14 protein-coding genes, 5 tRNA genes, 3 rRNA genes and 1 other RNA gene are annotated in these 25,832 nt (G+C 51.3%); 1 reads left to right on the top strand and 22 read right to left on the bottom strand.

Going from position 1 to position 25,832, the window contains the following annotated elements:
- Positions 1-76: 76 nt before the first annotated feature.
- The 14 genes from rpoC to NHG65_RS01255 all read right to left on the bottom strand — a co-directional run bounded on the left by rpoC (position 77) and on the right by NHG65_RS01255 (position 14,371).
- Positions 77-4,303 carry a DNA-directed RNA polymerase subunit beta' gene (rpoC, locus tag NHG65_RS01320; protein ID WP_099064212.1) on the bottom strand — a complete coding sequence of 1,409 codons (4,227 nt, stop codon included), beginning with the start codon at positions 4,301-4,303 and terminating at the stop codon, positions 77-79.
- A 117-nt stretch (positions 4,304-4,420) separates the two neighbouring features.
- Positions 4,421-8,449: a DNA-directed RNA polymerase subunit beta gene (gene rpoB, locus NHG65_RS01315; protein ID WP_099064213.1), complete on the bottom strand. Its 4,029-nt coding sequence runs from the start codon at positions 8,447-8,449 to the stop codon at positions 4,421-4,423.
- A gap of 335 nt (positions 8,450-8,784) precedes the next feature.
- Positions 8,785-9,150, bottom strand: coding sequence for a 50S ribosomal protein L7/L12 (gene rplL / locus NHG65_RS01310; protein ID WP_012004743.1), 366 nt, complete (start codon positions 9,148-9,150; stop codon positions 8,785-8,787).
- A gap of 62 nt (positions 9,151-9,212) precedes the next feature.
- The gene (gene rplJ, locus NHG65_RS01305; protein ID WP_006323136.1) at positions 9,213-9,710 is read right to left on the bottom strand and encodes a 50S ribosomal protein L10; all 498 of its coding nucleotides are present in this window, start codon (positions 9,708-9,710) and stop codon (positions 9,213-9,215) included.
- A 343-nt stretch (positions 9,711-10,053) separates the two neighbouring features.
- On the bottom strand, positions 10,054-10,758 hold the full coding sequence (gene rplA, locus NHG65_RS01300) for a 50S ribosomal protein L1 (RefSeq protein ID WP_112349313.1): 705 nt from the start codon (positions 10,756-10,758) through the stop codon (positions 10,054-10,056).
- A gap of 3 nt (positions 10,759-10,761) precedes the next feature.
- On the bottom strand, positions 10,762-11,190 hold the full coding sequence (gene rplK / locus NHG65_RS01295) for a 50S ribosomal protein L11 (RefSeq protein WP_006323135.1): 429 nt from the start codon (positions 11,188-11,190) through the stop codon (positions 10,762-10,764).
- 158 nt (positions 11,191-11,348) lie between these two features.
- Positions 11,349-11,894, bottom strand: coding sequence for a transcription termination/antitermination protein NusG (gene nusG, locus NHG65_RS01290; protein ID WP_012004741.1), 546 nt, complete (start codon positions 11,892-11,894; stop codon positions 11,349-11,351).
- A gap of 1 nt (position 11,895) precedes the next feature.
- Complete coding sequence (gene secE / locus NHG65_RS01285; RefSeq protein WP_012004740.1) at positions 11,896-12,279, bottom strand: preprotein translocase subunit SecE; 384 nt, start codon at positions 12,277-12,279, stop codon at positions 11,896-11,898.
- Between the two features lie 257 nt (positions 12,280-12,536).
- The gene (gene tuf, locus NHG65_RS01280; protein WP_261428448.1) at positions 12,537-13,721 is read right to left on the bottom strand and encodes an elongation factor Tu; all 1,185 of its coding nucleotides are present in this window, start codon (positions 13,719-13,721) and stop codon (positions 12,537-12,539) included.
- 109 nt (positions 13,722-13,830) lie between these two features.
- Positions 13,831-13,906: transfer RNA gene (locus NHG65_RS01275), tRNA-Thr, on the bottom strand.
- A 6-nt stretch (positions 13,907-13,912) separates the two neighbouring features.
- Positions 13,913-13,987 (bottom strand) — tRNA-Gly (locus NHG65_RS01270).
- Between the two features lie 37 nt (positions 13,988-14,024).
- A non-coding RNA gene (locus NHG65_RS01265) (RtT sRNA) lies at positions 14,025-14,140 on the bottom strand.
- Positions 14,141-14,186: 46 nt separating this feature from the next.
- Positions 14,187-14,271: transfer RNA gene (locus NHG65_RS01260), tRNA-Tyr, on the bottom strand.
- 24 nt (positions 14,272-14,295) lie between these two features.
- Positions 14,296-14,371, bottom strand: a tRNA-Thr gene (locus NHG65_RS01255).
- Positions 14,372-14,809: 438 nt separating this feature from the next.
- Here NHG65_RS01255 and coaA point away from each other — a divergent pair.
- Positions 14,810-15,760, top strand: a complete 951-nt coding sequence (gene coaA / locus NHG65_RS01250) for a type I pantothenate kinase (RefSeq protein ID WP_085117644.1) — start codon at positions 14,810-14,812, stop codon at positions 15,758-15,760.
- Between the two features lie 44 nt (positions 15,761-15,804).
- Here the strand turns inward: coaA and birA are convergent, their stop codons facing one another.
- The 8 genes from birA to trkH form a co-directional block, all read right to left on the bottom strand.
- Complete coding sequence (birA, locus tag NHG65_RS01245) at positions 15,805-16,767, bottom strand: bifunctional biotin--[acetyl-CoA-carboxylase] ligase/biotin operon repressor BirA (RefSeq protein ID WP_499182859.1); 963 nt, start codon at positions 16,765-16,767, stop codon at positions 15,805-15,807.
- Positions 16,764-17,801 (bottom strand): UDP-N-acetylmuramate dehydrogenase, encoded by a 1,038-nt coding sequence (gene murB, locus NHG65_RS01240; RefSeq protein ID WP_499182858.1) that lies wholly within the window; start codon positions 17,799-17,801, stop codon positions 16,764-16,766. The genes birA and murB overlap by 4 nt, the downstream gene beginning before the upstream one ends.
- 454 nt (positions 17,802-18,255) lie before the next feature.
- Positions 18,256-18,371 (bottom strand): 5S ribosomal RNA (gene rrf, locus NHG65_RS01235).
- Between the two features lie 102 nt (positions 18,372-18,473).
- Positions 18,474-21,382 (bottom strand): 23S ribosomal RNA (locus tag NHG65_RS01230).
- A 234-nt stretch (positions 21,383-21,616) separates the two neighbouring features.
- Positions 21,617-21,692, bottom strand: a tRNA-Glu gene (locus NHG65_RS01225).
- Positions 21,693-21,836: 144 nt separating this feature from the next.
- Positions 21,837-23,379: ribosomal RNA gene (locus NHG65_RS01220) — 16S ribosomal RNA — on the bottom strand.
- Together the 16S, 23S and 5S rRNA genes with 1 tRNA gene alongside form the textbook arrangement of a ribosomal RNA operon.
- A gap of 439 nt (positions 23,380-23,818) precedes the next feature.
- Complete coding sequence (gene hemG / locus NHG65_RS01215) at positions 23,819-24,352, bottom strand: menaquinone-dependent protoporphyrinogen IX dehydrogenase (RefSeq protein WP_099065465.1); 534 nt, start codon at positions 24,350-24,352, stop codon at positions 23,819-23,821.
- Positions 24,353-24,374: 22 nt separating this feature from the next.
- On the bottom strand, positions 24,375-25,826 hold the full coding sequence (gene trkH / locus NHG65_RS01210) for a Trk system potassium transporter TrkH (protein WP_012004734.1): 1,452 nt from the start codon (positions 25,824-25,826) through the stop codon (positions 24,375-24,377).
- Between the last annotated feature and the right edge of the window lie 6 nt (positions 25,827-25,832).

Below are 25,832 nucleotides of genomic sequence, written 5' to 3'. Positions count from 1 at the left end.
AAAAAAAACCGCCCCCGAAGGAGCGGTTTATCTGGTCGGAGTCCGGCAATGCCGAACCCCAAGGCGCATTCAACGATTAATCGTTGTTGCCGCCACCCAGGTTGCCTGCATTCAGCAGTTCAGCCAGGTTAGCCGTTGCTTCTTCCGCGCTCACCTGCGGAACAACTGGCGTTTCACCCTGAGCTTTACGACGCATGCGGTCCTGATGATAAGCGTAACCGGTACCGGCTGGGATCAGACGGCCCACGATGACGTTCTCTTTCAGGCCACGCAGTTCATCACGCTTACCGGCAACAGCCGCTTCGGTCAGAACGCGCGTCGTTTCCTGGAACGATGCTGCGGAGATGAAGGACTCGGTCGCCAAGGAAGCCTTGGTGATACCCAGCAGATCGCGTGAGAAGGTTGCCTCGATTTTGCCTTCAGCAGCAAGCTGACGGTTGGCAATCTTAACGCGTGACACTTCAGCCTGCTCGCCTTCCAGGAACTCGGTGCTACCAGCGCTAACGATGGTCCCTTTACGCAGCATCTGACGAACGATAACTTCAATGTGTTTATCGTTAATCTTAACGCCTTGCAGACGGTAAACTTCCTGCACTTCGTTGGTGATGTAGCGAGTAACCGCATGCACACCACGCAGACGCAGAATGTCGTGCGGAGATTCTGGGCCGTCAGAAACAACGTCACCACGCTCCACAACTTCGCCTTCGAACACGTTGAGCTGACGCCATTTTGGAATCATCTCTTCGTAAGCATCGCTGCCGTCCAGTGGAGAGATTACCAGGCGACGTTTGCCTTTGGTCTCTTTACCGAACGAGATAATCCCGCTGATTTCAGCCAGGATTGCCGGCTCTTTCGGACGACGTGCTTCGAACAGATCCGCAACGCGTGGCAGACCACCGGTAATATCCTTGGTACCGCCGGATTCCTGAGGAATACGCGCCAGGGTATCACCCGCACCGATCTGAATGCCGTCTTCCAGCTGTACAATCGCTTTACCTGGCAGGAAGTATTGAGCAGGCATATCAGTACCTGGGATCAATACGTCGTCGCCTTTGGCATCAACGATTTTCAGTGCCGGACGCAGGTCTTTACCGCTACCGGTACGCTCTGCGCTGTCCAGTACTACCAGAGAAGACAAACCGGTCAGTTCGTCGGTCTGGCGGGTAATGGTCTGGCCGTCAACCATATCAGCGAAGCGGATGAAACCACTCACTTCGGTGATAACTGGCATGGTGTGCGGATCCCAGTTAGCAACGGTTTCGCCGCCGTTAACTTCGATGCCGTCGCCTTTGCCCATGACGGAACCGTAAGGCACTTTATAGCGCTCTTTAGTACGGCCGAATTCGTCGATCAGCTTCAGTTCGGTGTTACGAGAGGTAATCACCAGCTTGCCTGCGGCGTTCATTACGAACTTCACATTGCTCAGCTTCAGAGTACCCTTGTTTTTCACCTGGATGCTGGATTCAGCAGCCGCACGAGATGCCGCACCACCGATGTGGAACGTACGCATCGTCAGCTGTGTACCCGGCTCACCGATTGACTGTGCCGCGATAACGCCGATAGCTTCGCCTTTGTTGATGATGTGGCCACGTGCCAGGTCGCGACCATAGCAGTTTGCACACACACCAAAATCGGTTTCACAGCTAACCACGGAACGGACTTTAACGCTGTCGACAGAGTTCTCTTCCAACAGGTCACAAGTCTTCTCGTGCAGCAGGGTGTTACGTGGCACCAGGATATCAGCCGTACCCGGCTTGATGATATCTTCTGCTGTCACACGACCCAGAACACGTTCGCGCAGTGGCTCTTTAACGTCACCACCTTCGATAACCGGAGTCATCAGGATGCCGTTGTGAGTACCACAGTCGTCTTCGGTAACCACCAGATCCTGTGCCACGTCAACCAGACGACGGGTCAGATAACCGGAGTTAGCCGTTTTCAGTGCGGTATCCGCCAGACCTTTACGAGCACCGTGCGTGGAGATGAAGTACTGGAGTACGTTCAGACCTTCACGGAAGTTCGCTGTGATTGGCGTTTCAATGATGGAACCATCCGGCTTAGCCATCAGGCCACGCATACCGGCCAGCTGACGAATCTGTGCTGCAGAACCACGCGCACCGGAGTCGGCCATCATAAAGATACTGTTGAAGGAAACCTGCTGTTCAACAACACCGTCACGGTTGACGACGTCTTCAACAGACAAGTTTTCCATCATCGCCTTGGCAACACGTTCGTTCGCTGCGGCCCAGATATCGATCACTTTGTTGTAGCGTTCGCCGGCGGTCACCAAACCAGACTGGAACTGCTCCTGGATTTCGGCAACTTCGGTTTCTGCTTCTTCGATGATCTCTGCTTTCTTGGCAGGGATTACCATGTCATCGATACCTACTGACGCGCCTGAACGGGCAGCGTAAGCAAAACCGGTGTACATGATCTGGTCAGCAAAGATAACGGTCGGCTTCAGGCCCAGGATGCGGTAACAGGTGTTCAGCATCTTGGAGATAGCTTTCTTGCCCAAAGGCTGGTTAACGATCGAGTACGGCAGACCGCGCGGTACGATCATCCACAGGATGGCACGACCTACGGTAGTGTCGATGATCGAAGTCTGGTGTACAGACTCGCCTTCGGTGTTTTTGATCTCTTCGGTGATACGCACTTTGACACGCGCATGCAGAGAAGCCAGACCGGCGCGGTAAATACGTTCCGCTTCTTTCGGGCCACTCAACACCATGCCTTCGCCTTTGGCGTTAACACAGTCACGGGTCATGTAGTACAGACCCAATACAACGTCCTGAGAAGGAACGATGATTGGCTCGCCGTTCGCAGGTGACAGGATGTTGTTGGTAGACATCATCAGCGCACGCGCTTCCAGCTGAGCTTCAAGCGTCAGCGGAACGTGTACTGCCATCTGGTCACCATCGAAGTCGGCGTTGTATGCCGCACAAACCAGCGGGTGCAGCTGGATAGCTTTACCTTCGATCAGAACCGGTTCAAACGCCTGGATACCCAAACGGTGCAGGGTTGGTGCACGGTTCAGCAGTACCGGGTGTTCGCGGATAACTTCGTCCAGGATGTCCCAAACGACAGCTTCTTCGCGCTCAACCATTTTCTTGGCGGCTTTGATGGTGGTGGCCAGGCCACGCAGCTCCAGCTTGCCGTAGATGAACGGTTTGAACAGCTCCAGTGCCATTTTCTTAGGCAGACCGCACTGATGCAGACGCAGGTATGGACCTACGGTGATTACAGAACGACCCGAGTAGTCAACACGTTTACCCAACAAGTTCTGACGGAAACGACCCTGCTTACCTTTGATCATGTCGGCTAAAGATTTCAGAGGACGCTTGTTGGAACCGGTGATCGCACGACCGCGACGGCCGTTATCCAGCAAGGCATCTACCGCTTCTTGCAGCATACGCTTTTCGTTGCGCACGATGATGTCAGGCGCAGCCAGATCCAGCAGGCGTTTCAGACGGTTGTTACGGTTGATCACGCGGCGATACAGATCGTTCAGATCTGAAGTCGCGAAACGACCGCCATCCAACGGAACCAGCGGACGCAGATCCGGCGGCAGTACCGGCAGCACGGTCAGGATCATCCACTCTGGCTTGTTGCCAGACTGTACGAACGCTTCCAGCAGCTTGATACGCTTGGTCAGCTTCTTACGCTTGGTTTCGGAGTTGGTTTCGTTCAGCTCTTCGCGCAGAGTTTCACACTCTTGCTCCAGATCCATGTTTTTCAACAGGGCCTGAATAGCTTCCGCACCCATCTTGGCGTCGAATTCGTCACCGAACTCTTCCAGCGCATCCAGATACTGCTCTTCAGTCAGGATCTGACGACGCTCGAGGTTAGTCATACCGCCTTCGATAACCACATAGGATTCGAAGTACAGTACACGTTCGATGTCACGCAGCGGCATATCCAGCAACAAACCGATGCGGGATGGCAGCGATTTCAGGAACCAGATGTGCGCAGTCGGTGATGCCAGCTCGATGTGGCCCATACGCTCACGGCGTACTTTGGTCTGGGTCACTTCAACGCCGCACTTCTCACAGATTACGCCGCGGTGTTTTAAGCGCTTGTACTTACCGCACAGGCACTCATAGTCTTTTACCGGCCCAAAGATACGGGCGCAGAAAAGGCCGTCACGTTCTGGTTTGAACGTACGGTAGTTAATGGTTTCCGGCTTCTTAACTTCGCCGAACGACCACGAACGGATCATGTCTGGCGATGCCAGAGCAATCTTGATCGCATCAAACTCTTCGGTCTTAGTTTGCGCTTTCAGAAACTTTAATAAGTCTTTCACGGATTGGCTCCTGTCGGAGTTAAACCTGTTGGGTGCACGCTGACAAACGCGCACCCGTGTGACCTGAACAACCACCCTCAGGCTCCCTAAGGTCGGGAGCCTGAGCTGGAAAAACGATTAATCGCCTTCCAGTTCGATGTTAATACCGAGCGAGCGGATTTCTTTCAACAGTACGTTGAAGGACTCCGGCATGCCTGGTTCCATGCGGTGATCGCCATCCACGATGTTTTTGTACATCTTGGTACGGCCGTTAACGTCATCCGACTTAACGGTGAGCATTTCCTGCAGGGTATAAGCTGCGCCGTATGCTTCCAGTGCCCACACTTCCATCTCACCGAAGCGTTGACCACCGAACTGCGCCTTACCACCCAGCGGCTGCTGAGTAACCAAGCTGTAAGAACCGGTTGAACGGGCGTGCATTTTATCGTCAACCAAGTGGTTCAGTTTCAGCATGTACATATAGCCTACGGTAACCTGGCGCTCAAATTGCTCACCGGTACGGCCATCGAACAGCGTAATCTGACCCGAGGTTGGGACCCCGCCCATTTCCAGCAGTTGCTTGATTTCACTCTCTTTCGCACCATCAAACACCGGCGTTGCGATTGGCATACCTTTTTTCAGGTTCTCTGCCAGACGCAGTACTTCGTCGTCGGTGAAGGTGTTCAGGTCAACTTTCTGGCAGACATCGTCGCCCAGATCGTAGGCCTTCTGAATGAACTCACGCAGCTTGGCCACTTCCTGATGCTGCTTCAGCATTTGGTTGATCTTCTCACCAATGCCTTTCGCAGCCATACCCAAGTGGGTTTCCAGGATCTGACCGATGTTCATACGTGATGGTACGCCCAACGGGTTCAGTACGATGTCAACCGGCGTGCCGTTTTCATCGTAAGGCATATCTTCGATCGGGTTGATCTTGGAGATAACACCCTTGTTACCGTGGCGGCCTGCCATCTTGTCACCCGGTTGGATCTGACGCTTAACAGCCAGATAAACCTTAACGATTTTCAGCACGCCTGGTGCCAGATCATCGCCCTGGGTGATCTTACGACGCTTGGCGTCCATCTTCTTCTCGAAGTCGGATTTCAGCTCGTCGTACTGCTCTGCCAACTGTTCCAGCTGGTTTTGCTTCTCTTCGTCGGTCAGGCCCAGTTCCAGCCAGCGATCGCGTGGCAGCTTGCTCAGCTTTTCAGCTTCAACACCGCCAGCAACCAGCACCGCATGGATACGTGCAAACAGACCGGCTTCCAGGATTTGCAGTTCTTCAGTCAGGTCTTTTTTCGCCTGCTTCAGCTGCATCTCTTCGATTTCCAACGCACGCTTGTCTTTTTCCACGCCATCGCGGGTGAAGACCTGCACGTCAATAATCGTACCGGAAACGCCGTTTGGTACACGCAGAGAGGAATCTTTAACATCAGATGCCTTCTCACCGAAGATCGCACGCAGCAGCTTCTCCTCTGGCGTCAGCTGGGTTTCACCTTTTGGTGTTACCTTGCCAACCAGAATGTCGCCACCGGTCACTTCAGCACCGATATACACGATACCGGACTCATCCAGTTTGGAGAGCGCTGCTTCACCCACGTTAGGGATGTCGGCAGTGATCTCTTCAGGCCCCAACTTGGTGTCGCGAGACACACATGCCAGTTCCTGGATGTGGATGGTAGTGAAGCGATCTTCCTGAACTACACGCTCGGACACCAAGATGGAGTCTTCGAAGTTGTAGCCGTTCCACGGCATGAACGCCACGCGCATGTTCTGGCCCAACGCCAGTTCACCCAGGTCAGTGGACGGGCCATCTGCCAGCACGTCGCCGCGCTCGATTGGCTCACCCAGATTCACACACGGCATCTGGTTGATACAGGTGTTCTGGTTAGAACGGGTGTACTTGGTCAGGTTATAAATATCGATACCTGCTTCGCCCGCGAGCATCTCGTCTTCGTTAACTTTAATAACGATACGGGAAGCATCCACGTACTGGATCACACCGCCACGTCGAGCTACGGCAGTAACACCGGAGTCAACAGCTACAGCACGTTCCATACCGGTACCTACCAGCGGCTTATCAGCGCGCAAGGTTGGAACCGCCTGACGTTGCATGTTCGCACCCATCAATGCACGGTTGGCGTCATCGTGTTCCAGGAATGGAATCAGTGAAGCACCAACGGAAACAATCTGCTGGGTTGATACGTCCATATAGTCAACCTGGTCGCGGCTGAACAGGCTTGACTCGCCTTTGCTACGACAGGTGACCAGGTCTTCTTCGAAGCGGCCGTCTTCACTCAGGTTGGAGTTCGCCTGAGCGATAACGAAGTTGCCTTCTTCAATAGCAGACAGATAGTTGATTTCATCGGTAACCAAACCGTCACGCACGCGGCGGTACGGGGTTTCCAGGAAGCCATACTCGTTTGTCTGTGCGTACACGGACAAGGAGTTGATCAGACCGATGTTTGGACCTTCCGGCGTTTCGATTGGGCACACGCGACCGTAGTGAGTCGGGTGTACGTCTCGAACTTCAAAGCCGGCACGTTCACGGGTCAGACCGCCTGGGCCCAATGCAGAGATACGACGTTTGTGCGTAATCTCGGACAACGGGTTGTTCTGGTCCATAAACTGAGACAGCTGGCTGGAGCCGAAGAACTCTTTCACCGCGGCCGAAATCGGCTTGGCGTTGATCATGTCCTGTGGCATCAGGGTATCCAGATCGCCCAGGGACAGACGTTCTTTAACCGCACGCTCAACACGCACCAGACCTACACGGAACTGGTTCTCAGCCATTTCGCCGACGGAACGGATACGACGGTTGCCCAAGTGGTCGATATCGTCCACTTCGCCTTTACCGTTACGGATACCGATGAGCTTCTTCATCACTTCAATGATGTCGTCTTTGCTCAGGATACCCGAACCTTCGATCTCGTCACGCAGCAGAGAACGGTTGAACTTCATACGGCCAACCGCAGACAGATCGTAGCGGTCTTCAGAGAAGAACAGGTTCTCAAACAGGTTTTCAGCAGCTTCGCGAGTTGGCGGCTCACCAGGGCGCATCATGCGGTAGATTTCTACCAGCGCGCTCAAACGATCGCTAGTTGGATCGACACGTACAGTCTCAGAGATGTACGCACCGTGGTCCAGATCGTTGGTGAACAGCGTTTCGATACGCTTGTGGCCTGACTGGCTCAGTTTGGCCAGCAGATCCAGCGACAGCTCCATGTTGGCTGCGCAGATCAGCTCACCGGTATTGGTATCGATATAGTCCTTCGCGACCACTTTGCCCGCGATGTACTCAACCGGTACTTCAATACTCTGAATTTCGTCTTTTTCGAGCTGACGGATATGACGAGCGGTGATACGACGGCCTTTCTCAATGTAGATCTTGCCGTTGGCTTCGATATCAAACGAAGCAGTCTCACCACGCAGACGTTCTGGAACCAGCTCCATCTGCAGCTTGTTATCACGGATCTCGTAAACTACTTTCGCAAAGAACAGGTCAAGGATCTGCTCAGTGGTGAAGCTCAATGCACGCAGAATGATGGTCGCAGGCAATTTACGGCGACGGTCAATACGTACAAACAGGTTGTCTTTCGGGTCAAACTCGAAATCCAACCATGAACCGCGGTAAGGGATGATACGTGCGTTATACAGCACTTTACCCGAAGAGTGGGTTTTACCCTTATCGCTGTCAAAGAATACGCCAGGACTACGGTGAAGCTGAGATACGATAACCCTCTCAGTACCGTTGATCACAAAGGTGCCGTTTTCGGTCATGAGCGGAATTTCGCCCATATAGACTTCTTGTTCCTTGATGTCTTTGACCGTACCTTCCGGAGCTTCACGCTCATAGATTACCAGGCGCAGTTTTACGCGCAGCGGTGCAGAGAACGTCACACCACGGATCTGGCACTCTTTGACGTCGAAGACCGGCTCACCAAGACGGTAGCTAACGTATTGCAGCTCCGAATTGCCACTGTAGCTCTGGATTGGGAAAACAGAACGGAAGGCGGCTTCTAGGCCGTGCTGCCCTTCTGGATCTTGCTCGATAAACTTCTGGAACGAATCAAGCTGGATAGAAAGGAGATATGGTATGTCCAAAACTTGTGGACGCTTACCAAAATCCTTACGAATACGTTTTTTCTCGGTATAGGAGTAAACCATAGGGTTCCTCAGCTCGCTGGAAAGTCGAACCTATTTGTCCGTCCGGATATAAGGACGGTTCACGCAACACCATTTTGTCGACCGGAAAGCGGGAACACTCTCCGCAATACTCGTTTCTATCACGCTTAAATCATTTCGTTGCGGTGTGCGGCAGATTTTGCTGCGGCAGGGAAGGCAATATATTAAGTCGTCGATAGAAAGAAATATTGGGGTTAGCCAGTAGCCAAACAGTGTGAAACTCTACTGACGCCCTACAGCGCAAAAAGGCTGGTGACCAAAAAGTCACCAGCCATCAGTCTGTTAGTTAAAACAGACTGCACTCAGAAAGCAGTGGCTTATTTAACTTCAACTTCAGCGCCAGCTTCTTCCAGAGCTTTTTTCAGTGCTTCAGCGTCGTCTTTGCTGATGCCTTCTTTCAGTGCTGCTGGTGCAGACTCAACCAGGTCTTTAGCTTCTTTCAGACCCAGGCCAGTTGCGCCACGTACTGCTTTGATTACTGCAACTTTGTTCGCGCCGATACCTTTCAGTACAACGTCGAATTCAGTTTTTTCTTCAACAGCTTCAGCAGCAGCAGCAGGACCTGCAGCTACAGCAGCAGCAGAAACACCGAACTTCTCTTCCATAGCGGCGATCAGTTCAACGATTTCCATTACAGACAGAGCTGCAACGCCTTCGATAATTTGGTCTTTAGTGATAGACATAACAAAAGTTCCTAAAATTCAGAAATAGTTTAAATACGTAAGCAACGGATAAGAAAAAGGGCTTATGCCGCTTCTTTCTGATCGCGCAGTGCAGCCAGAGTGCGAACCAATTTGCCAGCAGCGGCTTCTTTCATGGTTGCCATCAGGCGTGCGATTGCTTCATCGTAAGTAGGCAGAGTTGCCAAGCGGTCAATTTGTGCCGCAGGGATCAGCTCACCTTCAAAGGCCGCAGCTTTAATCTCGAACTTTGCATTCGCTTTCGCGAAATCTTTGAACAGACGAGCAGCAGCGCCCGGGTGTTCATGAGAAAATGCAATCAAGGTAGGACCGACAAACGTGTCTTTCAGGCATTCGAATGGAGTGCCTTCAACTACGCGACGCATCAGGGTGTTACGAACAACACGCATGTAAACGCCAGCTTCACGACCTGCTTTACGCAGTTCAGTCATTTTATCAACGGTAACGCCACGGGAATCCGCAACAACCGCAGACAGCGCGCCTTTGGCTACTTCGTTGACTTCAGCAACAATCGCTTGTTTGTCTTGAAGATTTAATGCCATTAGCTTTTTGCTCCTGGATTTAGCCGGGGGAAATCCCCGGCACTCACATCACTCAACACCTTGTGATAAATCACGCAGTGAGAGCGTTCAAACACGGTGAGCAGAATCCAGCAAAGACTATTCTTTTATAAAAAGAAAAAAATTCTTTAGGCTCTGTCACCGTCTACGCAGGAAGGATTAAGTACCTTTCGATACACCTGCGGTCTTGGACGGAGGCCTGGATAGGCCAGGCTCCAACCGAAAAATCTTTGTCTCGCTGATGGCTATTGCCAATAGCAAAACCTTGGGGGATAAGATTCTAGACAAATCTTAACCCCAAGTCAAAGCGATAATCGCAGGGCGATTAGTTCGCTACAGCAGTCAGGCCGCTTTGATCGATAGCCAAACCAGCACCCATGGTGGTGGAGAGGCTAACTTTCTTGATGTACACGCCTTTAGCCTGGGATGGTTTTGCTTTTTTCAGCGCAACCAGCAGAGACTCGAGGTTTTCTTTCAGCTTGTCTGACTCGAAATCAACCTTACCGATAGTGGTATGGATGATGCCGTTTTTGTCGTTACGATAACGAACCTGACCTGCTTTAGCGTTTTTCACTGCTTCAGCAACGTTCGGAGTAACGGTACCCACTTTCGGGTTTGGCATCAGGCCACGTGGACCCAGGATCTGGCCCAGTTGACCAACAACGCGCATTGCATCCGGGGAAGCAATAACAACGTCGAAGTTCATTTCGCCTTTTTTGATCTGGTCTGCCAGATCTTCCATACCTACCAGCTCTGCGCCAGCAGCTTTAGCAGCTTCAGCGTTAGGGCCCTGGGCAAATACGGCAACGCGAACGGAACGACCGGTGCCGTTAGGCAGAACGGTAGCGCCACGAACGTTTTGGTCAGATTTACGAGCGTCGATGCCGAGGTTAACAGCAACGTCAACGCTTTCTACGAATTTAGCGGTGGCCAGCTCTTTCAGCAGAGCAACAGCTTCGGTGATGTCATACTGTTTAGTAGCATCAACTTTGTCACGGATCACGCGCATGCGCTTGGTCAGCTTAGCCATTTCTTAATCCTCCACTACCAGGCCCATGGAACGAGCGGTACCTTCGATGGAGCGAGTCATCGCTTCAACGTTAGAACCAGTCATGTCCGCAGCTTTGGTTTCTGCGATTTCACGTACCTGAGCACTAGTCACTTTACCTACTTTGTCTTTGTTCGGCTTGCCTGAACCAGACTTGATACCAGCCGCTTTTTTCAGCAGAACTGCTGCTGGCGGGGTTTTGGTAACGAAAGTGAAGGAGCGGTCAGAATAAACAGTAATAACAACCGGAATCGGCAGGCCTTTCTCAACGCTGTCAGTCTTAGCATTGAACGCCTTACAGAATTCCATGATGTTAACGCCTTGCTGACCCAGAGCTGGACCAACTGGCGGACTTGGGTTCGCCATACCGGCTGCAACTTGCAGCTTAACGTAGGCTTGTACTTTCTTGGCCATTTACAATTCCTCGGTTTGGGTAATAACGCCTCGTAAGAGGCTCCCCGTGTTTCACCTCGCTCAACGAGCAAGGCCTATAAAAACAAAAGGCGCGAAATTATAGTTCAATTTCGCGCCTCTGACAAGCGGCAAAAAGCCACTTATTGCTGATTAATTGATCAGCCTTTTTCGACCTGAGCAAAGTCCAGTTCCACTGGCGTTGCACGGCCAAAGATGGAAACGGAAACTTTCAGGCGGCTCTTCTCATAATCCACTTCTTCAACAACGCCGTTGAAGTCAGCGAACGGACCATCGCTAACGCGGACCAGTTCACCCGGTTCGAACAGCGTTTTCGGACGCGGCTTATCACCAACCTGCTGCAGGCGGTTCATAATCGCATCAACTTCTTTGTCGCTGATCGGAGCCGGACGGTCAGAAGTCCCGCCGATGAAACCCATTACGCGTGGAACGCTGCGTACCAAGTGCCAGCTGGCATCGTTCATCACCATCTGAACCAGTACATAGCCCGGGAAGAATTTACGTTCGCTTTTGCGACGCTGTCCGCCACGGATTTCAACAACTTCTTCCGTAGGAACCATGACTTCGCCGAACAGTTCTTCCATATCATGCAGTTTGATGTATTCACGCAGCGATTGCGCTACGCGACCTTCAAAACCGGAAAACGCCTGAACGACGTACCAACGTTTTTTTGGAGCTTCAGACATTTTAGAACCTCAGGCCAGTAATAAACGATACCAGACGGACCAGAATACCATCCAGCCCCCACAGAATCAGTGACATCACGGCAGTTACCGCGGCAACGATCAACGTGGTATGTAGCGTTTCCTGACGAGTTGGCCAGATCACTTTGCGCACTTCAGTACGCGCTTCGCGTGCAAACGCAACGGTGGCTTTGCCTTTGGTCGTCATCAGCGCCACTGCGCCTGCAACGGCGATAACCACTACAACGGCCAGCGCGCGTAATGGCAGACTGAAATCACGGTAGAAATAGTTACCGACAATCGCTACAACCAACAGAACAGCGACGATCAGCCACTTAGCCGTTTCCAGGCCGCGCCCGCTCCCTTGAGCCTCGGTATTCGCACTCATAAACCAACCTGTCACAATGAATTCAGAACAGACAACTTTGCCTCGCACTGCAAGGCAAACCAAACCGATCAAATGCTGCTCGGCAGCATTTCGGTGTTTTACGCTATGACGTATCTCAGTCAATACGCTTTAAGAGCCCATCTCACCAATGATTATGACTGCAAAATCGCTGATGAGATAGGTTCTAGTTCACAGCGTAGAAAAAGGGCATCAAATGATGCCCTTTTACCGCGTGTCGCGTCAAATGTTATCAGCGATTAAGCGATAACTTTGGCAACAACACCAGCGCCAACAGTACGGCCGCCTTCACGGATTGCGAAACGCAGGCCGTCGTCCATCGCGATTGGGTGGATCAGGGTGACTTTCATGTTCACGTTGTCGCCAGGCATTACCATCTCAACGCCTTCTGGCAGTTCGATGGTACCGGTCACGTCAGTTGTACGGAAGTAGAACTGTGGACGGTAGCCTTTGAAGAATGGAGTATGACGACCACCTTCTTCTTTGCTCAAGATGTACACTTCTGAATCGAACTGAGTGTGCGGCTTGATAGAACCTGGTTTAGCCAGTACCTGACCACGTTCGATGTCTTCACGCTTAACGCCACGCAGCAGAACACCAACGTTCTCACCAGCACGGCCTTCATCCAGCAGTTTGCGGAACATTTCAACGCCGGTACAGGTCGACTTAACGGTGTCTTTGATACCAACGATTTCAACTTCTTCGCCAACTTTAACGATACCGCGCTCAACACGACCGGTAACAACGGTACCACGACCGGAGATGGAGAAGACGTCTTCGATTGGCAGCAGGAACGGCTTGTCGATAGCACGTTCTGGTTCTGGGATGTAAGAATCCAGGTAGCCAGCCAGTTCGATGATTTTAGCTTCCCACTCAGCTTCGCCTTCCAGTGCTTTCAGCGCTGAACCACGAACAACCGGCAGGTCATCACCAGGGAAGTCATAAGCAGACAGAAGTTCACGAACTTCCATTTCTACCAGTTCCAGCAGCTCTTCATCATCAACCATGTCGCATTTGTTCATGAATACGATGATGTAAGGAACGCCAACCTGACGACCCAGCAGGATGTGCTCACGGGTCTGTGGCATAGGGCCATCAGTCGCAGCAACAACCAGGATAGCGCCGTCCATCTGAGCAGCACCGGTGATCATGTTTTTAACGTAGTCGGCGTGCCCTGGGCAGTCAACGTGCGCGTAGTGACGAGTCGGGGTGTCATACTCAACGTGAGAAGTGTTGATGGTGATACCACGAGCTTTTTCTTCTGGCGCGTTATCGATCTGGTCGAAAGCACGTGCAGAACCGCCGTAGGTTTTAGCCAGAACGGTGGTGATCGCTGCAGTCAGGGTAGTTTTACCGTGGTCAACGTGGCCGATAGTACCGACGTTAACGTGCGGTTTTGTACGTTCAAACTTTTCTTTAGACATCGATTGTCCCTCTAAGACACGGATAAATCGGTGGTATCACCACATCAACCAAGCAGTTGCTTGTTGAATCCAGAACAGAAAGAAAATCAGGGGGCGAGAGAATAAGAAGTGGTGCTGATAGGCAGATTCGAACTGCCGACCTCACCCTTACCAAGGGTGCGCTCTACCAACTGAGCTATATCAGCACATCTTGGAGCGGGCAGTGGGAATCGAACCCACATCATCAGCTTGGAAGGCTGAGGTAATAGCCATTATACGATGCCCGCATCCTGGAACTCGGCTACCTGACTTTTCTGTAGAATTTTTAGGTGGGAGAAGGATTGTTCGTCGCTTTACTCTCACCCTTCGGGCCGGCTACGCAATGCGCTGCACAACTCGAACCTTGCTGAAGGCTTTCGCCTTCCCCTTCCGCAGATTAACCGTTGCGAGTTTATCGCTGGCCGGTTAGTTGCCGAAGGCAAGATATGGTGGTGGGGGAAGGATTCGAACCTTCGAAGTCTGTGACGGCAGATTTACAGTCTGCTCCCTTTGGCCGCTCGGGAACCCCACCAGATTTTAACTACTGTGACTTGATTGGTGCCGGCTACCGGAATCGAACTGGTGACCTACTGATTACAAGTCAGTTGCTCTACCAACTGAGCTAAGCCGGCATCAAGTGCAGCGCATTCTAGGTAGACCGGACGGCCTATGCAACAAAAAAATTGCGTTAGCTGCACTTTCGCTCACAAATTACCCAATTTTGCTTACTGTCTGGCAATTCATACCGTCAGGCGCACAAAGATTCATCAATCACAGTCATCACTCCCTACACTGTAATTGTTCTTTTGCGAGTGTCGTCCACATATTTTACCTGAACAGCAGTTTCCCCCCATTCGGCAAGCTGTGAATTGAAGCAGGAATACGCCGAAATCGACTTCAGCCTACTGCGCGCCGCTTCGCACAATTGACATAAACTCATACTAATCGCCAACTTTTTCGAAAAAAGTCTACGCCAAAAACGAAGCTGTCTATAATATGCAGCTTGTTTCTTATCTGGAGTTGGCGTCCGGCGCCTTTCCCAACCTGCGTTAACAGGCAGAATTTGGCTTATGATAAAAAGAGATCAATCTTTAGCGACGCCCTATCTTCAGTTCGATCGTACCCAGTGGGCTGCGTTGCGAAATTCGGTGCCGCTGACACTGTCAGAAGAAGAAATTGTTAAACTTAAAGGGATTAACGAAGATCTCTCTTTGGAAGAGGTAGCACAGATTTATCTACCGCTATCCCGCTTGTTGAACTTCTATATCAGTTCCAACCTGCGCCGTCAGGCCGTACTTGAGCAATTCCTCGGCACCGATGGGCAAAAAATCCCCTACATTATCGGTATTGCCGGCAGCGTTGCAGTAGGTAAAAGTACCACCGCACGTTTGTTGCAGGCGTTACTTAGCAGTTGGCCGGAACATCGTAGCGTTGAACTGATCACCACCGACGGTTTCCTGCATCCGAATAAGGTGCTGAACGAACGCGGGCTGATGAAGAAAAAAGGCTTTCCACAGTCTTACGATATGCACAGCCTGGTGAAATTCGTTTCTGAAGTGAAGTCCGGTGCCAAGCGTGTGACCGCTCCGGTATATTCCCATCTGATTTATGATGTTGTCCCCGAAGGCAATAAAGTCATCGAACAACCGGATATTCTTATTCTGGAAGGGCTAAACGTATTACAGAGTGGGATGGACTACCCTCACGATCCGCATCGTGTATTCGTGTCTGACTTTGTTGATTTTTCAATATATGTCGATGCACCTGAAGAACTGCTGCAAAGCTGGTATATCAACAGATTCCTTAAGTTTCGTCAGGGTGCGTTCTCTAATCCTGATTCTTATTTCCATAACTATTCCAAGCTACCTGAGCCAGAGGCTATCAATATAGCCACTCAGCTGTGGAATGAGATTAATGGACTGAATTTACAGGAAAATATCCTACCCACACGTGAGCGAGCCAGTCTGATAATGACTAAGAGTGCTAATCACGCGGTTGAAAACGTGCGCTTAAGAAAGTAGTTTAATAATAGACAAGGGGCACTCTTGCCCCTTATTAATGATAATTATTCGGCGCTACGCAGAGATATTTCCCCACCGATAAATGGCTTAATTACACCTTCTTGATCGAGTAATAAAGCCCCTTGCTGATCGATGCCGCGTGCAATACCAAAGATCTGTTGTTCGCCGATTAACAGTTTAACCGGCCGATCAATAAAGTTATCCAACGCACGCCAGCGCGCAATAAACGGTGCCAAACCATCAATCTCAAACTGTCGCAGCGATTGACGTAACTCATTGAGTAAAGTGGCGGCCAGTTCATTACGATCGATATTAATCCCCGCTTCCTGCAGGTTTATCCAGCCCTGGTTAATCGCATTCGCATTGGTTTCACGCATCGCCAAATTGATACCTGCGCCAATCACCAATTGTGCTGCATCACCGGTTTTACCCGTTAGTTCAACCAGGATACCCGCTAACTTGCGATCGTTAAGGTATAGGTCATTTGGCCATTTGACCCTGACTCCTTCCGCACCCAGGCCTTTCAACACCTCAGCCATCACTATACCGATGACCAGACTCAAACCCATTGCTGCTGCAGGCCCCTGATCCAGTCGCCAGAACATCGAGAGATACAGATTGGCACCAAATGGCGAGATCCATTGGCGACCACGACGGCCACGACCAGCCTGTTGATACTCAGCGACACAGGCATCGCCCGATTGCAGGTCGCCAATACGTTCCAGCAGATATTGGTTGGTGGAATCCACTACCGGTAGCACGGTGACGCGCTTATCAGCCAGTTGGCTAAGAATACGCTCAACATCCAGTAATTGGATTGGGCCAGGCAGGCTATAACCTTTCCCAGGTACGGTATACACATCCAGACCCCACTCACGGATGGTCTGGATATGTTTATTAATGGCTGCACGGCTCATGCCCAGCAACTCACCAAGATGCTCACCAGAATGGAAACCACCATCGGCCAGTATCGCAATCAGCTTAAGAGGGACTTTGGTATCCTTCATGAGAGAACCTCTACGGCATTTAGCTCACCATCAGTACCGATAAAGCGAACTTCCGGCTCGAGCCATACGTCGAACTTTTTCGCTACGGTATTACGTACGTGACGAGCCAGCGCCACCACGTCCTGACTGGTGGCATTATCCGCATTAACCAGCACAAGCGCCTGTTGATTATGTACCGCCGCACCGCCAATTTGGTGCCCTTTCAGCCCACACTGATCGATTAGCCAGCCTGCAGCCAGCTTCACCTGACCATCCTGCTGCGGGTAATGCGGTATGTCTGGATATTCGGTGGTCAATGCAGCGGCTTTTTCACTACCAACCAGTGGGTTTTTGAAGAAGCTGCCTGCATTACCCGTCACTTTAGGATCGGGCAATTTTCTGCGGCGCATTGCACATACAGAGTCAAAGACCTGACGCGGTGTCACCGTTTCAGGGTCCAGCTTTGTCAGATCGCCATAGTTCAGCATCGGCTCCCATTGCTTGCTAAGGCGCAGGCCTACACCAACAATGATATGCCCCTTCTGAAAATGATGCTTGAAAATGCTTTCTCGGTAGCCAAAACCACAGTCTGATGCAGCAATGCGATCGATGGCGCCCGTAGTCAGATCCAATAGATCAACGTAGTCACATACGCTTTTGAGTTCGATACCGTAGGCACCGATATTCTGAATAGGGGCTGAACCTACCAGGCCGGGGATCAACGCCAGGTTTTCCAGGCCGGAAATGCCGGTTTCCAGAGTGCGACAAACCAAACCATGCCAATTCTCGCCAGAGCTAACGTGGAGAAACCAGGCATCTTTCTCTTCTCTGATGTCGATTCCTTTTAATTGATTGATCATAACCGTACCGGCAAAGTCTTCAAGAAACAGGACGTTACTCCCTTCCCCAAGTACCAGCAGCGGCTCTTGGCGCTTCTGCGTTTTCTGCCAAACCTTGATCATTAATTCGATTGTTTCTGCAATGACCAGATGCGCTGCGTTGACCGGGAGCGCAAAAGTATTGTGTTTTTTTAATGACGCGCTTTCAGTAGACATAACGATAAATACCTATACGGAAATGAACCTTCGCCTAGTCTACTCGATTCGGCTCGCCAGGCTAATATTTGTTTTCATAGATAGAGTTTTTATCTGGATAACATCCACCGAGGGAATATTTCCAATTGTTTTATAAGGTATTTTCTATATAAATTAATGGATGAATACGAACCAGACTGGCGTCAACATGATTAATACCTACATTTCTTTAGAAATTGGTCTTATTACTGAGGACTAAAATACTCCATCCAACCTGAGCTATATATATTTAAAGTTATTCATCGTTTTTAAACATTGTTAATATTTATATATTATAGGTAAACAGCTGGGTATTATTCGGGGTTATTGTGGCGGGGAGTTATCTCGCAGGACACGGCGTAGCTGCGTCTGTTCTTTCTTTCGCACACAGCAAAAAGCCCCATGCTTTCGCATGAGGCTTTCGACTTTAATTAATGCCTGGCAGTGTCCTACTCTCGCATGGGGAGACCCCACACTACCATCGGCGCTACGGCGTTTCACTTCTGAGTTCGGCATGGGGTCAGGTGGGACCACCGCGCTATTGCCGCCAGGCAAATTCTGTTTCATTCCAACCGCCACTCGCGTAGCCATCAGAACCAATCTCGGAACATTCGCTGAAAATCTACTCTCAAATCAAAACACTTTTGGTGTTGTAAGGTTAAGTCTCACGGATCATTAGTACTGGTTAGCTCAATGCATCGCTGCACTTACACACCCAGCCTATCAACGTCTTAGTCTTAAACGTTCCTTCAGGGGGATCAAGTCCCCAGGGAAGACTCATCTCGAGGCAAGTTTCGCGCTTAGATGCTTTCAGCGCTTATCTTTTCCGCACTTAGCTACCGGGCAATGCCATTGGCATGACAACCCGAACACCAGTGGTGCGTTCACTCCGGTCCTCTCGTACTAGGAGCAACCCCTCTCAATCTTCCAACGCCCACGGCAGATAGGGACCGAACTGTCTCACGACGTTCTAAACCCAGCTCGCGTACCACTTTAAATGGCGAACAGCCATACCCTTGGGACCTACTTCAGCCCCAGGATGTGATGAGCCGACATCGAGGTGCCAAACACCGCCGTCGATATGAACTCTTGGGCGGTATCAGCCTGTTATCCCCGGAGTACCTTTTATCCGTTGAGCGATGGCCCTTCCATTCAGAACCACCGGATCACTAAGACCTACTTTCGTACCTGCTCGAGCCGTCACTCTCGCAGTCAAGCTAGCTTATGCCTTTGCACTAACCTCACGATGTCCGACCGTGATTAGCTAACCTTCGTGCTCCTCCGTTACTCTTTGGGAGGAGACCGCCCCAGTCAAACTACCCACCAGACACTGTCCTCACCCCGGATTACGGGGCCGAGTTAGAACATCAAACATTAAAGGGTGGTATTTCAAGGTTGGCTCCACGCAGACTGGCGTCCACGCTTCAAAGCCTCCCACCTATCCTACACATCAAGGCTCAATGTTCAGTGTCAAGCTATAGTAAAGGTTCACGGGGTCTTTCCGTCTTGCCGCGGGTACACTGCATCTTCACAGCGAGTTCAATTTCACTGAGTCTCGGGTGGAGACAGCCTGGCCATCATTACGCCATTCGTGCAGGTCGGAACTTACCCGACAAGGAATTTCGCTACCTTAGGACCGTTATAGTTACGGCCGCCGTTTACTGGGGCTTCGATCAAGAGCTTCGCCTTGCGGCTGACCCCATCAATTAACCTTCCAGCACCGGGCAGGCGTCACACCGTATACGTCCACTTTCGTGTTTGCACAGTGCTGTGTTTTTATTAAACAGTTGCAGCCAGCTGGTATCTGCGACTGGCTTCAGCTCCGAGAGCAAGTCTCTTCACCTACGCGCCAGCGTGCCTTCTCCCGAAGTTACGGCACCATTTTGCCTAGTTCCTTCACCCGAGTTCTCTCAAGCGCCTTGGTATTCTCTACCTGACCACCTGTGTCGGTTTGGGGTACGATTTGATGTTACCTGATGCTTAGAGGCTTTTCCTGGAAGCTTGGCATCAACTACTTCTGCACCGTAGTGCATCGTCATCACGCCTCAGGGTTGAATAAGTAACCGGATTTACCAAGTCACTCCCCCTACACGCTTAAACCGGGACAACCGTCGCCCGGCTAGCCTAGCCTTCTCCGTCCCCCCTTCGCAGTAACACCGAGTACAGGAATATTAACCTGTTTCCCATCGACTACGCCTTTCGGCCTCGCCTTAGGGGTCGACTCACCCTGCCCCGATTAACGTTGGACAGGAACCCTTGGTCTTCCGGCGAGCGGGTTTTTCACCCGCTTTATCGTTACTTATGTCAGCATTCGCACTTCTGATACCTCCAGCAACCCTCACAGGCCACCTTCAACGGCTTACAGAACGCTCCCCTACCCAACAACGCCTAAGCGTCGCTGCCGCAGCTTCGGTGCATGGTTTAGCCCCGTTACATCTTCCGCGCAGGCCGACTCGACCAGTGAGCTATTACGCTTTCTTTAAATGATGGCTGCTTCTAAGCCAACATCCTGGCTGTCTATGCCTTCCCACATCGTTTCCCACTTAACCATGACTTTGGGACCTTAGCTGGCGGTCTGGGTTGTTTCCCTCTTCACGACGGACGTTAGCACCCGCCGTGTGTCTCCCGTGATAACATTCTTCGGTATTCGGAGTTTGCATCGGTTTGGTAAGCCGGGATGGCCCCCTAGCCGAAACAGTGCTCTACCCCCGAAGATGAGTTCACGAGGCGCTACCTAAATAGCTTTCGGGGAGAACCAGCTATCTCCCGGTTTGATTGGCCTTTCACCCCCAGCCACAAGTCATCCGCTAATTTTTCAACATTAGTCGGTTCGGTCCTCCAGTTAGTGTTACCCAACCTTCAACCTGCCCATGGCTAGATCACCGGGTTTCGGGTCTATACCTTGCAACTATTCGCCCAGTTAAGACTCGGTTTCCCTACGGCTCCCCTATACGGTTAACCTTGCTACAAAATATAAGTCGCTGACCCATTATACAAAAGGTACGCAGTCACCCAACTAGTAGGCTCCCACTGCTTGTACGTACACGGTTTCAGGTTCTATTTCACTCCCCTCGCCGGGGTTCTTTTCGCCTTTCCCTCACGGTACTGGTTCACTATCGGTCAGTCAGGAGTATTTAGCCTTGGAGGATGGTCCCCCCATATTCAGACAGGATGTCACGTGTCCCGCCCTACTCATCGAACTCACAATTAATGCATTTTAGTGTACGGGACTATCACCCTTTACTGTGCGACTTTCCAGACGCTTCCACTAACACAAGAACTGATTCAGGTTCTGGGCTCCTCCCCGTTCGCTCGCCGCTACTGGGGGAATCTCGGTTGATTTCTTTTCCTCGGGGTACTTAGATGTTTCAGTTCCCCCGGTTCGCCTCATACGACTATGTATTCATCGTATGATAGTGCAACGAATTGCACTGGGTTTCCCCATTCGGGTATCGCCGGTTGTAACGGTTTATATCACCTTACCGACGCTTATCGCAGATTAACACGCCCTTCATCGCCTCTGACTGCCTAGGCATCCACCGTGTACGCTTAGTCACTTAACCTCACAACCCAAAAGTGTTTCCACCTTCGTGCTGCTACATTTGAGAGACTCTATGACAGGTTAATCCTTACTCCAGTACTTCTACGGAGGAGTAAGTTTCAGCTGTCATGTTTCAATTTTCAGCTTGTTCCAGATTGTTAAAGAGCAATATCTTAAACACGACTCGTTAAAGTCATCTTTAAGATGTTTTCGGTTCGGCAAGAACCGGTGATAATGTCTTTCACTCATTATCGGATGGCGTCCCCAAGGGGATTCGAACCCCTGTTACAGCCGTGAAAGGGCAGTGTCCTAGGCCTCTAGACGATGGGGACACGAAAATCCGATTAAACTGAACGTCTTAATCGGTTCGTATCAGCATGAGTCAGAGACTCATTACATCAACAGGTAGCGCTTTTGCTCATTACTTTTTCATCAGACAATCTGTGTGAGCACTACACGCAATCAATATCATTAGGTAAGGAGGTGATCCAACCGCAGGTTCCCCTACGGTTACCTTGTTACGACTTCACCCCAGTCATGAATCACAAAGTGGTAAGCGCCCTCCCGAAGGTTAAGCTACCTACTTCTTTTGCAACCCACTCCCATGGTGTGACGGGCGGTGTGTACAAGGCCCGGGAACGTATTCACCGTAGCATTCTGATCTACGATTACTAGCGATTCCGACTTCACGGAGTCGAGTTGCAGACTCCGATCCGGACTACGACGTACTTTATGAGGTCCGCTGGCTCTCGCGAGTTCGCTTCTCTTTGTATACGCCATTGTAGCACGTGTGTAGCCCTACTCGTAAGGGCCATGATGACTTGACGTCATCCCCACCTTCCTCCGGTTTATCACCGGCAGTCTCCTTTGAGTTCCCACCATGACGTGCTGGCAACAAAGGATAAGGGTTGCGCTCGTTGCGGGACTTAACCCAACATTTCACAACACGAGCTGACGACAGCCATGCAGCACCTGTCTCACAGTTCCCGAAGGCACTAAGGCATCTCTGCCGAATTCTGTGGATGTCAAGAGTAGGTAAGGTTCTTCGCGTTGCATCGAATTAAACCACATGCTCCACCGCTTGTGCGGGCCCCCGTCAATTCATTTGAGTTTTAACCTTGCGGCCGTACTCCCCAGGCGGTCGACTTAACGCGTTAGCTCCGGAAGCCACGCCTCAAGGGCACAACCTCCAAGTCGACATCGTTTACAGCGTGGACTACCAGGGTATCTAATCCTGTTTGCTCCCCACGCTTTCGCACCTGAGCGTCAGTCTTTGTCCAGGGGGCCGCCTTCGCCACCGGTATTCCTCCAGATCTCTACGCATTTCACCGCTACACCTGGAATTCTACCCCCCTCTACAAGACTCTAGCTTGCCAGTTTCAAATGCAGTTCCCACGTTAAGCGCGGGGATTTCACATCTGACTTAACAAACCGCCTGCGTGCGCTTTACGCCCAGTAATTCCGATTAACGCTTGCACCCTCCGTATTACCGCGGCTGCTGGCACGGAGTTAGCCGGTGCTTCTTCTGCGAGTAACGTCAATGCAATGTGCTATTAACACACTACCCTTCCTCCTCGCTGAAAGTGCTTTACAACCCGAAGGCCTTCTTCACACACGCGGCATGGCTGCATCAGGCTTGCGCCCATTGTGCAATATTCCCCACTGCTGCCTCCCGTAGGAGTCTGGACCGTGTCTCAGTTCCAGTGTGGCTGGTCATCCTCTCAGACCAGCTAGGGATCGTCGCCTAGGTGAGCCATTACCCCACCTACTAGCTAATCCCATCTGGGCACATCTGATGGCGTGAGGCCCGAAGGTCCCCCACTTTGGTCCGAAGACGTTATGCGGTATTAGCTACCGTTTCCAGTAGTTATCCCCCTCCATCAGGCAGTTTCCCAGACATTACTCACCCGTCCGCCGCTCGTCACCCAGAGAGCAAGCTCTCCTGTGCTACCGCTCGACTTGCATGTGTTAGGCCTGCCGCCAGCGTTCAATCTGAGCCATGATCAAACTCTTCAATTAAAAGCTTGATTTGCTTCAACTCGTGAAGCGATGCTCGAAAATAACTTTCGTAATAGTCGTTCTGTTGGACAAGCCAACGAAACAACGTATTGCTTGGTCACTCTTCAAGACTTGATATTTTTTCGAACCCGAAGGTTCTGGATATCGTCTTGTGGAGTGCCCACACAGATTGTCTGATAAATTGTTAAAGAGCAGTGAGTTAGCCGCCGTAGCTTGCTATCTCGAGGTGGCGTATATTACGCTTCTCACCCGAAGAGTCAAGCGTTTATTTCGCTTTTCTCTTCCTGACCCGGCGACTTGGTTCTCGTTAGAGGAGTCGTTGTTCCCGGTCAGTGGAGGCGCATTATAGGGAGTTCTCAGAAGGTCGCAACCCCTAAATGCAAAAAACTTTTCAAGCGCGGATTTTTTCGGCAAAGCGCTGCACAAGTCAGCGTTTCCGTCATTTTTCATACTGAATATGACCAAACTCCTGAGCAAAACGGTCCACCTGCTGCCAGTCGGTGTACTCAACTTCTTTACTGGTATCCGTTTCGCCGCCCGTCATTCGCATAATAAGTTGAATCATGACTCGATCGAACCAGCGATAACGTGGGTAACGAAGCGCGCCGGCAAACACGACACACTGTTTTGGCTGCCAGGGGGAAGACAACAGGAACTTGCGGGTATAGGCGTTAGTCTGTGGAGAACGCTTGTCTGCCTTACGTGCGGTCAGGTTCACGCTAAAGAATGCGCTCGGCATCAGGTTCAACTGTTCGGCATGACGCTTAACGAACTTTTCCAGCGTCGGATGGAAATGGCCATAGCGTATTGAGGCACCAATCAGTACCTGCTGATACTGATTGAGGTCGACATTGTCCGCCTGCAGCAAATCGATCACGTCGCAGCGCAGCGTATCCTGCAATTTGTTTGCTATATAAGAAGCGATAGAACGTGTTTGCCCATCACGGCTAGAATAAAGAATCAGTGCCTTCACGGCGTTACTCCTTCTATCAGGATCATTCACGCCAGAACGTCGGCGTAAACAGAACCAGCAGTGTAAAGACCTCAAGGCGCCCGAACAGCATCGTCAGAACCAGGATCCACTTCGCCGGTGCAGGCATAGTGGTAAAGTTATCCGCCACCACTCCCAGCCCAGGCCCAAGGTTATTCAGCGTCGCCGTTACGGCAGCAAAGGCAGAGAAATCATCAACGCCGGTGGCGATAATTGCCAGCATGCTGACGATAAATACCAACGCATAAGCAGAGAAGAATCCCCATACCGCCTCCAGGATACGTTCCGGCAGCGCGCGGTTACCCAATTTAATAGTGTAAACCGCATTAGGGTGCACCAACCTTTTTAGCTCACGCGAGCCCTGCAAATACAGCAGCAGGATACGGATCACTTTCAGGCCGCCACCGGTCGAGCCGGCACAACCACCTATAAATGCGGAACACAGCAACAGCATCGGCAGGAATAACGGCCATTTGGCAATGCTGTCAGTGGTAAAGCCCGCCGTTGTCGCCATCGACACCACCTGGAAGAACGCCTGATTGACCGTTTCCATTCCGGTTTTGTAGACCCCATGCCCCCACAGCACGGCGGTGCACACCACTACCAGCGTCAACTGCACGGCAATAAACATACGGAACTCAGGATCACGCCAATACACTTTCAGGCTGCGGCCGCTCAACAAGGCGAAGTGCAAGCCATAGTTACAACCGGAGATCAGCAGGAAAATCGCAATGATGGTGTTGATGGTCGGACTGGCGTAATAGCCGATGCTGGCATCGTGGGTAGAGAAACCGCCAATAGCGATGGTCGAGAAACTGTGGCCGATGGCGTCAAACACCGACATGCCGGCGCCCCAAAGTGCCAGCGCACAGGCAATGGTCAACAGAACGTAAATCAGCCACAGGGTTTTGGCCGTTTCGGCAATGCGTGGACGCATTTTGTTATCTTTCAACGGCCCTGGCATTTCGGCGCGGTACAGCTGCATGCCACCGACGCCGAGGATAGGCAGTATCGCGACTGCCAACACAATGATCCCCATCCCGCCCATCCATTGCAGCATCTGCCGATAAAACAAAATGGCTTTAGGTAGTGAGTCCAACCCCACCAGCGTCGTCGCCCCCGTGGTGGTTAAACCGGAAAACGATTCGAAGAAGGCATCGGTCAGCGAAAGATTAGGTCGCTCCGAAAATAAAAACGGTAATGCCCCGACGCTGCCCAGCACCGTCCAGAACAACACCACAATCAGAAACCCCTCTCGTGGCTTCAACTCATGCTTTTGTTTACGGTTAGGCCACCACAGCATCAGGCCAATGGTTACCGCCACAAAGAAGGTCTGGCTGAATGCCCGCCCCGCCCCATCGCGGTATATCAATGCCACCAGACCAGGAATAAACATCGTCCCGGAGAACAGGATGACCAGCAAACCAACGATACGGGTTATAGCGCGAAAATGCATTTCAGC

The sequence above is a fragment of the Serratia myotis genome, from assembly GCF_027474885.1.
In the GTDB taxonomy this organism is placed as follows: Bacteria; Pseudomonadota; Gammaproteobacteria; order Enterobacterales; family Enterobacteriaceae; genus Serratia; species Serratia proteamaculans.
The sequence above is the reverse complement of the archived record's forward strand: the minus strand, read 5'-3'. Positions and strand labels throughout refer to the sequence as shown.